Source organism: Cytobacillus gottheilii, assembly GCF_900166665.1.
Taxonomy (GTDB): Bacteria; Bacillota; Bacilli; order Bacillales; family Cytobacillaceae; genus Cytobacillus; species Cytobacillus gottheilii_A.
On sequence record NZ_LT800494.1, the window covers coordinates 598828 to 617913 of the forward strand.

A 19086-nucleotide genomic window follows, 5' to 3' on the forward strand; every position below is an offset into this window, starting at 1 on the left:
GCTGGGCGGGGGTGGTGTTTTTTTGTTGTGTTGGGGTTGGCGGGTGAATTTTTGTGGTTGGCAGTGCCGAATTAGAGGTTTGGCGAATAAAAGTATGTTTACAGCGAATATATGAATTTAATGGCGAATAAAATTTTTTCACGGCGAATAAATCAAATGAACAGCGAATAAATCCTCTGGACGGCGAATATCCAACCTCGAACCAGTAGCATTTCGGCACGACCAAAGAATCTACGCTCCAACGACCATATTTCCACCTCTTAAAAACTGACCCCCACCAAATTTCATGATAAAATAATCACAAAAAGAGAGGTGGTCCTATTTGCGCTTTACTCTGCAAGAAAACAAACTAAAGCTCTCAACCTCCACAGACCCAAACAGCACAACAATCGCAGCGCTCACCCACATCCCGCAGCCAGAAATAAATCCCAATTACCCTTTCAGCCAAAACCTTCAGCACTTTCTCCAAGGTCGAATGCTCCTTCACGACGAACTTCCCTTTCCGAAAGAACAGCTCCATGAACACTATGAAAATGGCTATATCCACTATCACAAAGGAATCAGCATTGAAAAAGGAAAACCTGTCTGCACACGCTGCGGCAATAGCACCAGGCATCATTTTGCAGCATTTTCTTGTGCGCGCTGCGGTGAAAAAGAGTGTTTGTACTGCCGGCATTGTATTATGATGGGCCGAGTCAGCAGCTGCACTCCACTTTTATCATGGGCAGGACCTGCAGCCCACTTATCAGGTACAGCGGCGCTGAAATGGGACGGAACGCTTTCCCAAGGACAAGCCCATGCTTCGAAAAAAGTCACTGAAGCTATTCAAGCAAACGGGGAGCTATTAGTTTGGGCGGTGTGCGGAGCAGGGAAAACCGAGGTGCTTTTCGCCGGCATTGCAGCAGCACTTGCACAAGGAAAACGCGTCTGTATCGCGACTCCGCGCACAGATGTTGTCCTCGAGCTCAGCCCCCGCCTCCAAGCGGTTTTCCCTGGTATCAAGGTAGCTGCACTTTATGGAGGCAGTGAAGAGCGCAATGAAAACAGCGTCCTAACGATCTCAACCACACACCAATTATTCCGCTTCCATGAAGCGTTCGACACGATTATTATTGATGAAGTTGATGCCTTTCCGTTCTCAGCGGACAGATCCTTACAGCATGCTGCTCAAAAGGCACGAAAAAATAGCTCAGCTCTTATCTCCTTATCAGCGACCCCGAACGAAAAATGGCAAAACGAATGCAAAAAGGGAAACAGGCCTTTCGTGACCATTCCCGGACGCTATCATCGCCACCCTCTGCCCGTTCCTGAGATGAAGTGGTGCGGAGATTGGGAGAAAACCTTAAAACGCGGAAAACTTCCCCTTATTGTAGAAACTTGGATTACTAAAAGGCTAACAGAAAAAACACCAGCCCTCCTTTTCCTTCCTAAAATTGAATTAATGGAAGTACTGCTTCCCTATATGAAAACCTTTGATGAACGAATTGAAGCAGTACATGCCGAAGATCCACAAAGAAAAGAAAAAGTACAGCGGATGCGGAACAAGGAAACACCACTCTTGGTGACGACAACGATTTTGGAGAGAGGGGTCACGTTTCCAGGTGTGGATGTTGCGGTGCTTGGTGCGGAGGATCGCATTTTTACCGAAAGTGCTCTAGTACAGATTGCCGGCAGGGCAGGAAGAAGCTCAAGTCAGCCAAACGGAAACATAACCTTTTTTCACTATGGAAAAACAAACGCCATGAACAAGGCATACAGACAAATCACGAATATGAATAAGGAAGCGTTCGAGAAAGGACTGATTGATTATGTTTTGCCTGGGATGCGGAACTGAATTGAAAAAGCTGGTCAGCTGGCAGAGTCTGTTTGCGAAGGAGGAAGGACCGGTATTATGCCAAGACTGCTTAGCAAAACTTGACTATATCACCGGAGACATGTGCAAACTATGTTCGCGCCCTCTGGAGCAAACCTCCTATCACCAGGACGGAACCTGCCTGGATTGTCTTCGGTGGGAAGAAAACGCAGCCTGGTCAGGTGTTTTGGATTTGAACATTTCCGTGCTGATATATAATGATTACTGCAAGGAACTGGTTGCTCTTTTTAAATATAGAGGTGACTATGCCGTCTCGGCTGCCTTTGCAAGCCTGCTGAAACCGAAACTCCAAACCCTCACATACGACCTCGTTGTACCGGTACCACTTAGTCCGGAGCGCCTTTATGAACGGGCATTTAATCAGTCAGAAGCGCTCATTCTCTCTTTAGGAAAAGAACCCACCCATCTCCTCACCAGAAAACATAGTGAAAAACAGTCGAAAAAATCCCGTCATGACCGCATTCATTTACCACAGGTATTTCAAATGATAGAGCAGACAAATTTATCCGGTAAACAAATTGTCTTAATTGACGATATATATACAACAGGATCTACATTGCGGCATGCTGCCATTCTTTTAAAGGAGGCGGGAGCAAAGACTGTGACATCGCTCACCGTCGCGCGCGGGTAGAGTCCGTTATGATCTATTGGAGATAAGAAAAATTAGAGGTGGAACCGATGGCTGAACTATCAAATTGTCCTAAATGTGACGCACTTTTTGTAATGAATCAATTCCGTAACATTTGCCAAAACTGCTATAACGAAGAAGAAAAAGCGTACGAAACGGTTTACCAATACATTCGCAAACGTGAAAATCGCACAGCAATGATGGACCAGGTTGTCGAAGCAACTGGGATTGAAGAAACACTGATCCTCAAATTTATTAAAACCGGCCGTCTAAAATTGACACAGTTCCCGAACTTAGGCTACCCTTGTGAAAAATGCGGCACATCCATCCGCGAAGGTAAAATTTGCTCAAGCTGTGCAGTCTCCCTGCGCAAAGAACTGCAAAACCACGAAACCGAAGAAGAACGCAAAAAAGACATAGAAAAACGCGACAAACAAGGCGCCTACTTCGTCTTTGATGACAAACTGAAATAACAACAAGTTAAAAGCAAGTAGGGAAAAAGTCATATATTTCTTACTTGCTTTTCTTTTGAAAAATAATTTGATCTTTTACTTTGTTGTTTGGAGCGGAAGGGTACGAGACTCCGGCGGGAGAAGCTCATCTCTCACCCGCGGAAAGCGAGCACCCTGCAGCGGAAAACAACACGCAGAAACTTTATATGCAATAAAATCAGCATGCATAGATAAGTAAATTTTACTAAATGCTAAGAAATATTTAAAAATCTGCGTTTTTCACCGATAATAGAAGTAAGAATCATTTTGCACGGAAACGAAAGTGAGTGATAAACAATGAAGATCAATAATATTGGAACTTCAGGAATTAATCCGTATAAACGTCAAATGAACAAAATCGATCAAACGAGCAAAACAACGGCATCTGCGTCTGATAAAATTGAAATCTCTTCTGCAGCAAAAGAAATGCAGCAGGCGTCTTCAACAACACAGGCCCGCCAAGCGAAGATTGACGATTTGAAAATTCAAATCGAAAACGGCAACTATAAGCCAAATCCAAAAGACATTGCGAAAAGCATCGTCAGCTACTACACAAAACATTAAGGAGGGAAGCGCATGTCTGCTACTGCTCTTATAACAGCGATGGAAAATCTGTTGAAGCTGCATAAAAGTCTCAATGAGCTAGCGATTAAAAAGACTGATATTATTAAGGCTGGCGACATGCCTGCCCTTGATCAAATGCTGAAGGACGAACAGTCCCATGTTGCAGCGATCGAAAAAATGGAACAGCTGCGGCAGGCTGCCTGCAGCAAGGTCGTACAGCAGCAGGAAAAACCAACGCTTGAAGATTGTCTTCCGTTCTTAGAGGAAGATATTAAAAGCAAAGCCTTAACCTTGAAGGACAGTCTGGTAACAGAAGTAGAAGCACTGCAGGAGCGCAATCAGCTCAATCAGCAGCTTATTTACCAATCACTGCAATTCGTTAATATGTCTATGAGTCTTCTGCAGCCGCAATCGATGCAGAACTTTAATTATACAAATCCAAAGAGTAATCAGTCTAAACCGCAAAAGGGCATGTTTAATTCACGTGCGTAGCCTTACAGCGATCGGAGGGTAACGATGAGATCATCATTTATGGGGTTAGAAACAGCACGCCGCGCGCTTTTCACGCAGCAGGGTGCTTTATATACAACTGCACATAATATTTCAAACGCAAATACACCAGGCTACTCCCGTCAGCGTGTCAACTTCAATCAGACGGAAGCCTACCCATCCATCGGCATGAACAGTCCGCTTTTGCCTGGACAAATGGGAACAGGTGTTGAAGCTGGATCTGTACAGCGCATTCGCGAAGGATTCCTAGATTCACAGTTTCGTAATGAAAACAATAAATTCGGTTACTGGAGCTCCCGCAGTGAAGCCTTAACACGAATGGAAGACGTGATGAACGAGCCTTCTGAGGACGGACTTGCTCAAACGCTTGATCGCTTCTGGAACTCTCTGCAGGATCTTTCCGTACAGCCGGAAGATTCTGGGGCACGCTCGGTTGTAAGACAGCGCGGAATTGCAGTGGCTGAAACATTTAACTATCTTTCCGGCCAAATTCAAGCGCAAAAAACAGACCTTGGCAATCAGATTGATCACTCTGTGAAAGAAATCAACTCGCTCGTCAGACAGATTCAAAACATCAATAACCAAATCGGTGACGTGGAGCCGCACGGCTACCTGCCAAATGATTTATATGATGCGAGAGATACACTCGTTGATCAGTTATCTGGACTTGTGAATATTAAAATTACACCTGCGCAAAGCGGCGGCATGTCCAGCAGCTTAGCTGAAGGTAAATATACAATTGAAATCTTAAACAGCAGCGGTAAATCAGTTGGTACGCTTGTAGATGGAAAAAATAATCTCATTAACGAAATGACCGTTAAAAAGAATCAAGAATCTGGAGCAATTACAGGTTTTACAGTTGGCAATAAACAAGTAGCTGCGGCTGATTTTACTTCAAATGGGCAGCTGCTATCTCAGGTACAATCCTATGGCTATGAGGATGCAACTGGTAAAGAAGTAGGCGAATATCCTAAGATGCTTGAAAACCTTGATCTAATGGCTTTTCGTTTTGCTCAGAACTTTAACGCCGTTCATAACAGCGGCTGGAGCATTACCGAGATTCAAAATGGTGCAAAACAAGGATTTGATTTCTTCTCTTATGAAGGCGGAGAGCTTCTTTCACCAAAAGGTGCAGCTTCCAAGCTGAAACTCTCGGATGATATTAAAAACGAACTGAATAATATTGCCGCATCATCAAGCGGAAAAATGTTCAGCGGCGGCATTACTGCTGGCGGAGCAAATACTTCGACTGGCAATCCAACCGTTCTAGGTGCTTTTGCAGGAGTCACTTCTGCGGGTACAGAACCGGTAGTGCATGACCAGGTGAAAATAGAAGTTTCCTATAATGCTGGTCAGTGGACATATACAGCAACTGACAAGAATACTGGCAGCCCAATTGCTGGACATGAAAATCAAACTGTACCAGAAAACATGGAATTATTCGGTCTTAAACTAGATCCTTCTACAATCAAAAATCTCAGCGCTGGCGACAGTTGGTCATTTGAGCTTGAAGGAACGGGTGTGAATCCTTCCAATCAATCCTTTGTCGGAGACGGATCAAATGCATTAGCACTTGCTAACGTGAAAGACAGCAATATGGAATTCAACGGCTCAACATCGAGCATCATGAGCTTCTACCAAGGAATCATCGGCCAAATGGGTGTCGACACAGAAGAAGCAAACCGCATGGTGCGCAACACACAAAACCTAGTAGACACAGTTGAATATAACCGCTCATCTGTCAGCTCGGTTTCACTTGATGAAGAAATGACCAACATGGTCCAATTCCAGCACGCCTACAACGCTGCCGCTCGACAAATGACTGCCATCGACGAAATGCTTGATACAGTAATCAACGGCATGGGCAGAGTCGGCAGATAAGGAGGAAACTAAATGCGCGTAACACAATCCATGCTATCAGCCAACTCGCTGCGGCATATACAAAACAGCTATAAAAACCTCGGCAAGCTAGAAGAACAGCTTACCACTGGTAAAAAAGTAAGCCGCCCTTCAGACGACCCTGTTGTCGCCATGAAAGGCATGCGCTACCGCTCACAAGTCGTTGAAGTTGAGCAGTTTAACCGTAACCTATCAGAAGTTTATAACTGGATGGATAATGGGGATGCGGCTTTGGATGAAGTGAACAATGTAATGCAGCGAATTAGAGAATTGACTAGTCAAGCTTCTAATGATTCTTATGAAACATCTCAGCGCCAGGCGATTGCAAGTGAAGTGAAGCAGCTTCGTGTTCATCTTGAATCTCTTGCAAATACGAAAGTAAACAATAAGTATATCTTTAATGGTTCTGATACATCCGGAAAACCAGTTGACTTAAGTAAGATTGACCAAGAAATCGACATAGCAACAATCAATGAAGGTAACGCTAAAGATTATACACTTTTTGCGGAAGATGGTACGCAGCTTCTGTGGAACGATACTAGTGGAGCATTCATTGATTCAAAAGGAACAAAGGTTGAAGTTCCAGTAGCGGGTGAATACGCGGCAAAGGAAGTTGGAGCTGTTTCCGTGAACCAAAGAGATGTTGATATTGAAGTAACCAAGGGTGTTAACCTGAATGTAAACATTACACCTCAAAATGTGTTTTCCTTAGATTTCTTTTCGGACATAGGTAAACTTGTATCTGCTCTAGAATCTCCTGAAACAAAGGGCGAGGATCTGAGTGAATTTCTTGGGATTCTTGATGGTCATGTTGATAATATTATTTCAGAACGAGCTGAGCTTGGAGCACGGTACAACAGAGTTGAAATGGTAGAAAGCAGGCTATCATCTCAGGAAATCATTGCAAAGTCAACAATGTCAGAAAATGAAGATATTGACGCTGAAAAAACCATCATTGAACTGACTTCACAAGAAACGTTACATCGTGCCTCTTTAGCAGTTGGCTCGAGAATTATACAGCCTTCTTTAATTGATTTTTTACGTTAAGCTATCAAATTTTGATAGCTTTTCTTTCTATTTTTAGTTAAAAGTGGTGAAACTATGAATATGCCGTCTTTGCAGGTACATCAAATTAGTGCGAAATTAGGTATTAATATTTATCAGCCGACAATGAAAATTCAGCAGTCTCAAGCCGAAATGCGAATTGAACAGCCTGCTGCTAAATTAGAAATTAACTATAAAAAGTCTAAGCTAAATATTGATCAAACAGAAGCTTTTGCGGATGTTGATCAGAAAAGCGCCGCGAGAAGAACGAGAGAGTGGGCAGAGCAAAGTAAGCAAATGCTAGCACAAGGTGTTGCACGAAGAGCTCGTGAAGGGGAACAAATGATGAAGATTGAGAATGGGGGGGATGCTATTGCTCGTATCTCCAAACAAAACAGTAGCCCTCCCATGAAAGAAATCGGGATCGGTTATTTGCCGAAAACACCATTTCGAGTCAAGATTGATTATGATCCAGGAGATGTCGATGTAAACTTTACTTCATTTAAGCCAAGAATCGATGTCACTACTAATAAACCAGTCATGCAGCATGAAAATTGGAGCGCAGATCCTTACTTGAAACAAAAAAATTCGTTTAAATTAGAGGTCGTTAACTTCCATATGGATGAGTATGTATAAGAGGTGAAAAATGATGAAAATAGCCACGAAATACCAAGGAGAACTAGAAATTGATGAAAAACAGGTGATTTATTTTAAAAAAGGTATCCCTGGGTTTCAAGATGAAACAGAATTTGCATTGCTTCCATTCTTAAATGAATTGCCTTATTTTATCCTGCAATCAACACAAACTCCAGAACTAGCCTTTGTGGTTGTGGATCCGTATCCATTTTTTCCAACATATCAATATCACCTTCCCTCAGCGTTGATTGAATCCTTAAAAATAGCAAGTCACGAAGATGTTGCAACATTTGTGATTCTAACATTAAAGGAACCTTTTTCAGCATCTACTGCCAATTTAAAGGGCCCGGTGGTTATTAATGTGAAAGAAAAAAAGGGGAAACAACTTATACTTAATGATTCAGACTATGAGACAAAGCAACCGCTTTTTCCAGCCTCAACTAAGGAGGAATCCTCATGTTAGTGCTAACTAGAAAACAAAATGAATCAATTATTATTAACGATACGATTGAACTAACGATCCTAGCGATCGATGGAGATCAAATCAAGCTCGGCATTAAAGCTCCAAGAGAAGTTGATATACACAGAAAAGAAATCTATCTGCAGATTCAGAAGGAAAATAGTGAAGCATCTGACCTTCCATCTAATTTAATTGAGCTGCTAAAAAATAGAAAATAAAAAAATAAAAATAACTGTAAAACTATTAGAAATCATGCCGATATAATTTATAGAAGCTGAGGGGGCGGCCGCCTCTCAGCTCAACAAAACAAAAACTACCACATGGATGTGGGACAGTTAAAATCAGGGAGGAAACAAAAATGATTATCAACAACAATACTTCAGCATTAAATACTTACCGTCAAATGGGCGTAAATAACAATGCTGGTGCAAAAGCAATGGAAAAATTATCTTCAGGTCTTCGTATCAACCGTGCAGGAGACGATGCTGCAGGTCTAGCAATTTCTGAAAAAATGCGTGCTCAAGTACGTGGTTTAGACCAAGCTAGCCGTAACGCTCAAGATGGTATCTCTATGATTCAAACTGCTGAGGGTGCTCTTGGAGAAACTCACAACATTCTACAACGTATGCGTGAACTTGCTACACAAGCAGCGAATGACACGAACGTAACTGTAGACCGTAACGAGATTCAAAAAGAAATCAACCAGCTTACATCTGAAATCAACCGTATCTCTAATACAACTGAGTTTAACACTCAGAAATTGTTAAGTGGTGGCGGTGGCTCTACTGGTACAGGTTCAGCTACATCATTCACAGCTACTTTCCAAATTGGTGCTAACATGGGCCAAAGCATGGAAATTGAAGTTATGAATATGAGCGCAAAAGCTCTTGGCTTAGAAGGAGAAAAAGGTGCAGATGCTACAGCAGGTTCTTCAGTTACAGAACTAACAGACAACAGTGATGTTGCTGGTGCTAAATTCAGTGGCGCTGGTGTTACGAACGGAACAAGCAGTGCTAAAACAGGTTCTGCATTAAGTGTTCAAAACCACGATGATGCAACTGCAGCAATCAAAGTAATCAACAATGCAATTGAAGCAGTTTCTGCACAGCGTTCAGATCTTGGTTCATTCCAAAATCGTTTAGAGCACACAATATCTAACCTAAACAACTCTTCTGAAAACCTATCTGCAGCTGAATCTCGTATTCGTGATGTAGACATGGCTAAAGAGGTAATGGAAATGACTCGTGCAAACATCTTAGGTCAAGCTTCTCAAGCAATGCTTGCTCAAGCAAACCAAAAACCTCAATCAGTACTACAATTATTAGGTTAATATTTAAAAAAGAAGACTTTGGATTTCCAAAGTCTTCTTTTTTTTTGTATTTTTATTTATTGATCCCCACATACTAATTGAAATACTGGTTATCTTTCCTATAAAATAACTCCCTAGGTCCTTATAGCTATTCCTTAATAGATATTGTTAACTTTTGTAGAAGAATGTCGATATAAAACATATCGAAGAATCGGGGGAATTAAAATGAAATTAAATGCCATGGGTATGGAATTCACATTTGAAAATAGTGAAAAAGGTACATCAGAACTAATTGAGAAAATCAACGAACTTCTAGCTAATGGTGATCAATATTTTAGTCATTTAAATATAGATGGTATTGAGATTTACTCGGAACATAGTGATTATATCGTGGGAAATATAAATGATATTAAAGAAATCACCTTGAAATTAAGCACCGTTGAAGAATTTATCTCGAATCTGTTGGTATCTTTATACGATTATACTAATGGAGGAATTCCAGAAATTAAAAAAATGGTTGATGAATTCTATCAAAATCCAACAGATCAAACATGGGAAACGTTAACCCTATTATTAGAAGGTATTGCTTGGATTTATCAAACTGTAAAGAGTATTGACGATACTAACCATAATATAGCTGGATGGGAAGAAATTCTAAAGAGTATTGCGACTTTCGATGTGGAGTTGCCTAATTTATTGGAAGCCTTGGAAAATAAAGACTCTACGCTTATTGCAGATATTATTTTGTACGAGATTTTACCACAATTTGAAATAATTAACGCAGAAACAGAGAGGAACTTTGAAGTAAAATGAAACTAACGAAGTGGGTATTTTGATGCAAAAAACAATGTATACGAATAAGAAAATCCTTATTATTGGCGGTACCGGGACTATAGGTCAGTATTTGACAAAAGAACTGCTTTTACAAGGTCCAAATGTTATCCGAATTTTTAGCAGAGATGAATATAAACAATTTGAGATGCAGCAAGAATTACAGGAACATCATAATATCAGGTTTTTAATAGGTGATGTAAGAGATGAAAAAAGACTCTCCCGGGCAATGGAGGATATTGATTATGTTTTTCATCTTGCTGCTATGAAACACGTTCCAGCTTGTGAATATAACCCATTTGAAGCAGTCCAAACCAATGTATTAGGCACACAAAATGTTATACAGGCAGCTTTAGAAGCGGGAGTAAAAAAAGTTTTATTTACAAGTACAGATAAAGCGATAGCACCAACGAATACTTATGGAGCAACTAAATTAACAGCTGAAAAGTTAATTTCTGCTACTGAATTTCAAAAGGGACCAAAGGATACAGTTTTTTGTTCTGTAAGATTTGGAAATGTAATGGGTTCACGTGGATCTGTTATTCCGCTTTTTAAGAAGCAAATCCTAATTGACAAAAAAGTTAATGTCACAGATTTGGCAATGTTAAGGTACATGATGACCCCGTCGCAAGCGATCTCACTTATTTTAAAAGCAAATGAGATGGCAGTTGGAGGCGAAGTATTTGTTTTAAAAATGCCAGTCATAAAATTGAAGGATTTAGTAGAGGTTTTAATTGAGGGAGTTAGAAAGAAACATAGTCTGAATGATACAGTTCAAATTAAAGAAGTTGGCCTTCGTCCAGGGGAAAAAATGTATGAACAGTTAATGACTGAAGATGAAGCAAAGATAGCTCTAGAGACAGAAGAACTTTTTATATTGCTACCTTCATTTGGAGGTAAGGGACCGAACTACAAAACATTAAAAAAATATAATGGTGAACCTCCTTCTCCCTTTAAGAAAGATACAATTAACAAGGATACTTTAAGAAAATGGCTGCTGGATGAGGAGCTATTTTAACTGAAATTGCTTAGAAATAACGGGGTGAATGTTTGTATGTATAAAGAAAATTTAAACTACCTTAAATTACATTATCCAAGTGTTTTAAATATATTAGAGAGCGAAGTTTCAGGCAATGATTTTTTAGAGTCAATAATAGAAGAAACAAAAAGTCATGAATTAACGATAAAAGCTGTTACTCAAAATCAATCCATATACATTCATAGTAAGTATGACCCGTTAAAGGAAGCAGAACGGATAATCTACAATTATTCCAGTAAAATTGGCGATGATACTCATGTCATGTTTTATGGGATTGGACTTGGTTATCAGATTGAATATTTTACAAAAGTTTTTCCTGTTACAAGTTTTTCTATTTATGAACCGAGTATTACTTTATTTAAAGAGATACTCAATAATCGTATCTTTCCGAATTTCAATACGAGTAATTTGGAGAATATCTATTTAGAAAATAGTCCTAACTCTTTAGAAGAATGTTTAAACCATTTTTCTTCATCAATATTTGGTGATGTTGTTTTGATCCCCTTGCCTAGTTATGAAAAAATTTTTCCCAATCAATTTAGCAGTTTTGCAAAGAGGATAAAAATTGCAATAGAAGCAAGAGTTTATAACCTTGGTGTAGATTATCATTTTGCTAGGAGATGGACTCTAAATTCTTTAATGAATTTACCAACAACATTAAGTACTCCAAATTTTATAGAAGAGAAAAAAGATTATTTTAAGGGCAAAACAGTAATAATTGTTTCAGCTGGTCCTTCATTACAAGATGAATATGAAAACTTAAGATATATCAAAGAGAAGGGCTTAGCTTATATTTTTGCAGTTGGTTCTGCGAACAAAGCACTAATTGCAAATGATATCCTGCCAGATGCAGTTTTAACATATGATCCACAAGAGCATAACTTTTCTGTTTTTAGTGTTTTTGAAAAAGAAGGAATTACTTCTGTACCGATAATATACGGTACAAGTGTTGGTTATGAGACAATTCAAAGATACCCTGGCCCTAAATTTCATTTTATAACATCACAGGACACAGTGTCTCCTTTTTATCTTAAGAATAAAAACAATAGTTATATAATAAATGATGCCTTTTCAATCGCAATCGTCACTATTGATATCCTATCAAGGTTAGAAGTAGGAATGATTATTTTAGTTGGACAAAACCTCGCCTTTAAAGGTAATCTGTTTTATTCAAAAGATATTAACAGAGGCAAAAACAAAAATGCTGAAATCCAAAAAAAGGATATGATTGATTTAGTTGAAGTTGAGGATGTTTTTGGGAACAAGATCAACTCAAATTCTGCATTTAATCAAATGCGTTTTATGATGCAGCAGTATATAGAACAAAACAAACAAATAGAGTTTATTAACACCACAAATGGTGGAGCGAAGATTGAAGGAGCTCCTTATCAGCAACTTGAAGACGTAGTTAAAAAGAGGTTACAAAATAAGGTTGTCTCAAAAGAAACCTTTTCTAACAACGCAACTGATTCGTTTCTTAAATATGTCACTGACAAAGTAAGAAAAATGCAGAAATCAATGAGGGATTATGTAAAGCTAATTATCGAAATTTATGACCAGTTAGATGCGTTAGAAGAATTAGTAACTACTAATAGTTTAACTAAGATCCAATCAGTTTACGTGAAATTTGATAAAAAAATTAATAATCTTTTAGAAAACGAATTTTATAAAGTTTATGTTAGGCCTATTACTAGAGTGCAATTTGAATTACTAGAGAAAAGCATACAAAAGGTTAAAAACGAAGAAAATTCAAAAATTAAAGCTATGCAGATTAAGAATTTATTTGAAGCATATTTGGATATATGCAAGCAAACCTATAATGATCTTGCACCGACAATAAAGAACTATGTTCATAAGTATATTGAAAACCAGGACAAATACAGGAATTGTAAAAGATTCGAGAGTGATTCAGGAGAATTTCACTATACTGAGAATTGGTTTAAGCAAGAAACTAAGCTTCAAAATAAAATGTATAAAGATCAATTTGTATATAGTTGTATGAAGACAACCACAATAAATGAAAATATTAAATTCAAATTCAAAGGTACATTTCTAAGAATTATCGGTGGAAAACATATAGATAATTCATCAAAAATATCTATAAAAATTGATGGGGTTTCATATACCTTCTCATCGAGTGAAAAATTATATGATAATTCATTTGTATGTGATTACGAAAATGTAATCTTTGAAAAAAGTAAACTATCTAACACTATACACGAGGTTGAAATTATAAACTTAGATGAAAAGACCTTTATTTTTCAAGCTGTTGAAATAGATTTGGATGGACATTTAATTCATAAGGATGTTTAAAGAAAGATAAGGTAGTTTACAGAAAATAACTAATATTAAATATTGTAAAATAAACAAGATAGAGGTTATCTGGAATGGATATTATTATATTTGGTTCAGGGAGTGCTGCTGAAGAGGCATTAGCACAAATAAGTGAATCAATTAACATCATTGCAATTTCAGACAATGATATAAAAAAATGGGGTACAAATTGGAATGGATATCGTATAGCTCCTCCCATGGAATTAAAAGAAAGTAAATATGATTTTATATTAATATGTAGCATGCACACAGCTGAAATATTAGAAGGTTTGCTAAAGATGGGTATAAATAGAGAGAAAATTGTTCCATTCTTTGATAATATTGATTGGTTTAAGAAATATAGGGACCAGTCAGAGAAAGAAAAACTAATAAGGAACATTATCTTTCCAAAAAGAGAAAGTAAAAAAATTGGACTGCTTTCTAGAAGAAATTCAGGCTGTAATTGTCTTGCACTTTATAGGAAGACTCCAACGGATATAAAAAAGAGATTCAAAGTGGAATTGATTGACCTGGAAGAATACAGAAGGAGTTGGAAGGAATATGAGATTATAGTCACGACTCATATGGAATCTAGAAACTATAAAAGTGAGATAAATATAGAAACATGGCACGGTTTCCCATTAAAAGCATTAGGAGCAATGGTGAAAAATACAGATAATCTGGGGAATGTGGATAAAGGTATAGATTATATCATATCGTATTCTAATTTTTATAGTTACATGATTTCTAGTGTGTTTAATATAGATATAACTAAATTTAATACAACTGGAATGCCAAGAAATGATCTATTACATTCACCTAAGGCAAGTACCTTTCTCTCGCTTTTAACTGGGAAAAAAAGTGAACATAAGAAGGTGATATACTATATACCAACCTTTAGAAGGAGAGAAGGGGTAGAATATATCGAAGGAGATAATATCTCTAATTATGGTGATGAATTAAGTATTATTGATCAATATTTAGGTAGTAAAGATAGTATACTACTAGTTAAAAAGCACCCCTTTGATGCAGACTTAAGTATTGAACAGGGATATAAACATATCTATTTTGTTTGCGATGAAGATTTTAAGAGGTTAAATATTGATTTCTATGAAACTTTAGATGGAAGTGACCTACTAATTACAGATTATTCATCTGTTTACTTTGACTATTTACTTTTAAATAAACCACTAGTATTTTGGACCAGGGATCAAGAACAATATGAAAACAATAGAGGTTTTTTATTCGACAATCCAGAGACCATGATGCCAGGCCCAAATGTAAAAAATGTAGAAGACTTGATCAAGGCGATTGATCGATTTTTAGTGGATGATAAATGGTATTCAAGCGAAAGAACTCACATTAAAAAAATGGTCCATAAATATGATGATTTTGACTCATCTAAAAGAGTATGGGATCTTATTATATCTAAATACGAGGGAAAAAAATGAGAGGGAAAAATCTCTGATGGAAAACTTGAAAAAATATTTAAAAGAAAATTATAAGAAAATAATCGGTTGGGGTACAAGTGGTTATTATCAAGAAACTTCAAAAAAACTTAATATTGAAATTGACTATCTGATAGACAGTGACCCAGCAAAGGTTAATACAAAGTTAGATGGAAAACAAATTATGAGTTCAGATAGCCTATTAAATGAAAAAGCAAGTGAAGTATTAATAATTGTATTTTCGTCATTTTATAAAGAGATATGTGAAACAATAGAAGCATATGACAATTTTTATACAATTAGTGGAGAAGAACTATTACGATTTTTTTCCCTACAAAAACTAGGTGAAGATGAAATAAATCAGATAAGCGATAATTCAGTAATTACCATTTCGAGGAATAATTTTGCTTTATATCTAGGAGGAACTAGCAAATTTATTAGAGAACAAATGGAATTACTTAATAAAAAGAATTATACACATGTGCATCTGTTTTGGAGAAAGTATAATATTAAACAATTCAGAGGAACTTACTTTACGATTGTGATAAATGGAATCGAGTTAGGCTATAGTACGATCGCGGATATCAATTCTCTTCTAAAAAAGGTAAAAGCAATATTTATTCATAACTTAATAGGAATGCAACTTGAAATTTTATTGCCAATCTTTGAAAGTGTTAAGAAAAGAATACCTGTGATTTATTACCTGCATGATTTTTCAAGTATATGCAGTAACATAAAGCTAATTTACAATGATGATGAGTTTTGTGCAGGTTTTGATGATAATTGGGGAAAATGTTCAACCTGTAAAAGCGGGAAATTAAAAAAGGATATTTATGAATTTCATCAAAAGCTTTTTCACGATGAGTTTATTCAATTAATTGCACCATCTAATAGTACTAAAGAGATCATTCAGAGATCTTTCAATCTGCCAGCTGGAAAAATAAAAGTTATTTCCCATCAAAATTATAGTATTGAATCTAAATTAGTAACAAAAATAAATCCATCTATAAAAATCGCTTATGTAGGTTATAAAAATAAACATAAGGGCTGGGACACTTTTAAAAAATTAGTTCAAGAATTTCAAGGTGATTATGAATTTTACTGCTTTGGCTTTAGTGATGAAATATTAGAGGGAGTACAACATATTGATGTTTCGTTTATAGAAGATGGAGAACTAGCAATGACAAATAAGCTGAAAGAATACAATATAGATATCTCCTTTTTATGGTCTGTATGGCCAGAAACATACTCATACACTTATTATGAAAGTTATGCGGCAGGAACTTATGTTATAACTAATAACCTAAGTGGGAATATACACGACCAAGTCATGATAAATGGTAATGGAATATCATTTGAAAATTATGAACAGCTAAAAATGATATTAATGGATAAGATAAAGATAAAAGAACTAATTCTAAATAATAAGTCATTCATATCAGGGTTAAGAAGAAACGAAGAGGACATATTACAATTAATTCATAATTAGATATTGGTGAGGTTTGATGAAAAAAATATTTTTATTCGGTGCGTCCAAATTAGGAGAACTGGCTGTTGATAAATTATTATCTCATTATGATATTAAAGGTTTTATTGATAATGATCCAAATAAACAAGGGACTCTTTTGCTAGATAAAAAAGTATATGGTATAGAAATTTTAGAGAACTTTCAAGACTGGGAAGTAATTATAAGTAGTGTATATGATATTGAAATTGCGAAACAATTGATAGACCATGGAATTAATAAATTTGTGGTATTTGAGTTAATTGAAGATGACTATTGTTTAAATTTTTACGATTATTCACAGGTTGATAATTTTAATATTAATCACAAAAAAGTTTGTCTCCTAGTTGAAAATAATTCAGGTTCAAACACATTTGCTCTTTCGAAAAATATAGAGGAATCGAATATGGAGCAAGTAGATATTATCACGATTGATAAAAGTAAAAAAAACAACAATTATTATTATGATATCTTAACAAGTTTCGTAATTATTACAACCCACGACTATAGATGTAACGATAAACAAATTAATATCCAATTATGGCACGGAGTACCGCTTAAAGGCCTATCGTATATGAGCAAATATGAAAACCAAAATGTTGAGGCAAATCATTTTGCGTGGTCTAAGTTTGATCATATTATTTCATATTCTCAAACTTACAGTACTCTTTTAAATGCCTGCTATGGAGTAGAGGGAAAAAAATATGAAGTTCTCGGAATGCCGAGAAATGATTTGTTATTTGACTTTTTTGAAAGCAGGAGAAATCTAGAAGGAATTTTAGATCAAAGTTTAGAAGGGAAAAAAGTTATATTCTTTTTACCAACTTTCCGAAAAACAATATATGGTGAAAAGAATGGCCGAATTGATCGTGATCAAGATTTTTTTGATATTGAAAATTTACATGAAATCAACTCATTTTTAAGGATTAATAATATTATTTTAGTTGCAAAACCTCATCCACAAGAACGAAAGAATCTTTCAGAACTTAGCAATATATATATTTTAAACGAAGAAACTTTAAATAACAGAAATATTGATTTATATGAAATTTTGGGTGCTGCTGATACACTAATTACAGATTATTCATCTGTCTTTTTCGATTATTTATTACTTGATAAACCAATAATTTTTTATACTCCAGACTACGAGGAGTATATAAGTGATAGAGGATTATTATTAGAACCCTTTGATTTTTGGTCTCCTGGAAAAAAATGCAATAATATTAAAGAGTTAAAAGAGGCTATCCTTCAAACGTCAGAGAATGACCTTTTTAGTAAAGAAAGAAGACAAGTTCTCAATATACTTCATAGGTATAAGGATCCTTACTCATCGAGAAGATTATGGGATTTTATAAAAAAGTTAATAACAAACTAATTTTGAAGTAGTAAGGAGTATACCGATGATTAGTGTTATTCTGCCAGTATATAATGGTCAAAAGTATATTCGTGAATCTATAGAGAGTGTGATTCAGCAAGACTATATAGACTGGGAATTATTAATTATAGATGATGGTTCCACTGATAATACAGCTTCAATTATCAAAGATTATATAAATGAAAAAATTCATTACCATTATCAGTTAAATCAAGGACCATCTGCTGCTAGAAATTATGGAATTTCGCTCTCAAAAGGAGAGTACATTGCTTTTATAGATGCTGACGATTTGTATATGTCAGATAAACTGTCTGAGCAACTACAATTTATTGAAAAAAACCCTGAAACACAAATAGTATATTGTGATGCTAGAGTAGTAAATAATTCATTAGATCAAATCAATGTACTGAAAAGTGAAGGATTATTTAACAATAAAGAAGATTTTCTAGCACAACTTCTTTTTAGGCAGATTGTACCTTTACCACAAGCAATGCTGCTCAAGAAGGATTGTTTTAAAAAACTTAGGTATAACGAAAATTATATAAATGCAGAGGACTATGATTTAACTATAGAACTGGCTAAACTTTTTAAATTTGGATATTTAGCTAGAGAATTATATGTTTACCGTAGACATGAAAATAATCTAACTAATTCGCATGAAAAACAAGTGCAAGCTGAAAAGAAGATTATTCAAAATATAGGCATTTCAAACATTAAAAATACTGTTATGAAAAGTTCGTTCCCCTTTGAGGATAAAGTATTGCTACTAGCAAAGATATTTATGAAGATTGAGTATTACGAGGAAGCAATACAATTACTCAATGAATTAATTCCAGTTAAATCCCAAAATCCACTTATATACTTTTACATGGGAAATTGTGCATATGCTATGAATGAAGCAGAGAGAGCGGAGTATTATTATCGTCATGCATTGACTTACGATGACAATATGGCTGAGGCTTACAATAATTTGGGTTGTTTATTGGTAACAAAAAACAGTAGAACTGATGCAGAAAAATTATTTAATATAGCATTAGATATAAGAGAAAATTATATGGATGCTTTTTTTAATAGAGGTCAACTTAGCAGTGCTAATCCAAGTTTGAAAATAACTTGGAGAGAATTAAGAAGAAATCTAACTACTTATATCTAACTATAATGA

General features: G+C 36.1%; 18 protein-coding genes. All 18 read left to right on the top strand.

Translation table 11 applies throughout. From position 1 onward, the window contains the following. Positions 1–322: 322 nt before the first annotated feature. The gene (locus B7E07_RS02895; RefSeq protein ID WP_373886038.1) at positions 323–1834 is read left to right on the top strand and encodes an ATP-dependent helicase ComFA; all 1512 of its coding nucleotides are present in this window, start codon (positions 323–325) and stop codon (positions 1832–1834) included. Position 1835: 1 nt separating this feature from the next. Beyond that, the gene (locus B7E07_RS02900; RefSeq protein ID WP_257391385.1) at positions 1836–2504 is read left to right on the top strand and encodes a ComF family protein; all 669 of its coding nucleotides are present in this window, start codon (positions 1836–1838) and stop codon (positions 2502–2504) included. Between the two features lie 47 nt (positions 2505–2551). Then, entirely contained in the window at positions 2552–2974 is a 423-nt protein-coding gene (locus B7E07_RS02905) for a TIGR03826 family flagellar region protein (protein WP_080843984.1), read from the top strand. A gap of 315 nt (positions 2975–3289) precedes the next feature. Then, the gene (gene flgM / locus B7E07_RS02910) at positions 3290–3556 is read left to right on the top strand and encodes a flagellar biosynthesis anti-sigma factor FlgM (RefSeq protein ID WP_080843985.1); all 267 of its coding nucleotides are present in this window, start codon (positions 3290–3292) and stop codon (positions 3554–3556) included. 12 nt (positions 3557–3568) lie between these two features. Then, positions 3569–4048, top strand: a complete 480-nt coding sequence (locus B7E07_RS02915; RefSeq protein ID WP_080843986.1) for a flagellar protein FlgN — start codon at positions 3569–3571, stop codon at positions 4046–4048. A gap of 24 nt (positions 4049–4072) precedes the next feature. After that, the gene (gene flgK / locus B7E07_RS02920; RefSeq protein WP_080843987.1) at positions 4073–5947 is read left to right on the top strand and encodes a flagellar hook-associated protein FlgK; all 1875 of its coding nucleotides are present in this window, start codon (positions 4073–4075) and stop codon (positions 5945–5947) included. 12 nt (positions 5948–5959) lie between these two features. Beyond that, entirely contained in the window at positions 5960–7012 is a 1053-nt protein-coding gene (gene flgL, locus B7E07_RS02925; RefSeq protein ID WP_080843988.1) for a flagellar hook-associated protein FlgL, read from the top strand. A gap of 54 nt (positions 7013–7066) precedes the next feature. Further along, a complete protein-coding gene (locus tag B7E07_RS02930; RefSeq protein WP_080843989.1) occupies positions 7067–7645 on the top strand; it encodes a DUF6470 family protein in 579 nt (192 codons plus the stop codon). Positions 7646–7658: 13 nt separating this feature from the next. Continuing rightward, the gene (gene fliW / locus B7E07_RS02935; RefSeq protein WP_080849089.1) at positions 7659–8108 is read left to right on the top strand and encodes a flagellar assembly protein FliW; all 450 of its coding nucleotides are present in this window, start codon (positions 7659–7661) and stop codon (positions 8106–8108) included. After that, positions 8102–8323, top strand: coding sequence for a carbon storage regulator CsrA (gene csrA, locus B7E07_RS02940; RefSeq protein WP_080843990.1), 222 nt, complete (start codon positions 8102–8104; stop codon positions 8321–8323). Before fliW ends, csrA begins: the two co-directional genes overlap by 7 nt. A gap of 140 nt (positions 8324–8463) precedes the next feature. Continuing rightward, positions 8464–9435, top strand: coding sequence for a flagellin N-terminal helical domain-containing protein (locus B7E07_RS02945; RefSeq protein ID WP_080843991.1), 972 nt, complete (start codon positions 8464–8466; stop codon positions 9433–9435). A gap of 204 nt (positions 9436–9639) precedes the next feature. Beyond that, the gene (locus B7E07_RS02950) at positions 9640–10227 is read left to right on the top strand and encodes a hypothetical protein (RefSeq protein WP_080843992.1); all 588 of its coding nucleotides are present in this window, start codon (positions 9640–9642) and stop codon (positions 10225–10227) included. A 22-nt stretch (positions 10228–10249) separates the two neighbouring features. After that, entirely contained in the window at positions 10250–11263 is a 1014-nt protein-coding gene (locus B7E07_RS02955) for an SDR family NAD(P)-dependent oxidoreductase (protein ID WP_080843993.1), read from the top strand. A gap of 36 nt (positions 11264–11299) precedes the next feature. Next, the gene (locus B7E07_RS02960) at positions 11300–13597 is read left to right on the top strand and encodes a motility associated factor glycosyltransferase family protein (protein ID WP_080843994.1); all 2298 of its coding nucleotides are present in this window, start codon (positions 11300–11302) and stop codon (positions 13595–13597) included. A gap of 74 nt (positions 13598–13671) precedes the next feature. Beyond that, positions 13672–15048, top strand: a complete 1377-nt coding sequence (locus B7E07_RS02965) for a CDP-glycerol glycerophosphotransferase family protein (RefSeq protein WP_080843995.1) — start codon at positions 13672–13674, stop codon at positions 15046–15048. A 16-nt stretch (positions 15049–15064) separates the two neighbouring features. Then, the gene (locus B7E07_RS02970; protein WP_139785557.1) at positions 15065–16534 is read left to right on the top strand and encodes a glycosyltransferase family protein; all 1470 of its coding nucleotides are present in this window, start codon (positions 15065–15067) and stop codon (positions 16532–16534) included. A 16-nt stretch (positions 16535–16550) separates the two neighbouring features. Then, positions 16551–17924, top strand: a complete 1374-nt coding sequence (locus tag B7E07_RS02975; RefSeq protein ID WP_080843997.1) for a CDP-glycerol glycerophosphotransferase family protein — start codon at positions 16551–16553, stop codon at positions 17922–17924. A gap of 25 nt (positions 17925–17949) precedes the next feature. After that, positions 17950–19077, top strand: a complete 1128-nt coding sequence (locus tag B7E07_RS02980; protein ID WP_080843998.1) for a glycosyltransferase family 2 protein — start codon at positions 17950–17952, stop codon at positions 19075–19077. The last annotated feature ends 9 nt before the right edge of the window (positions 19078–19086 follow it).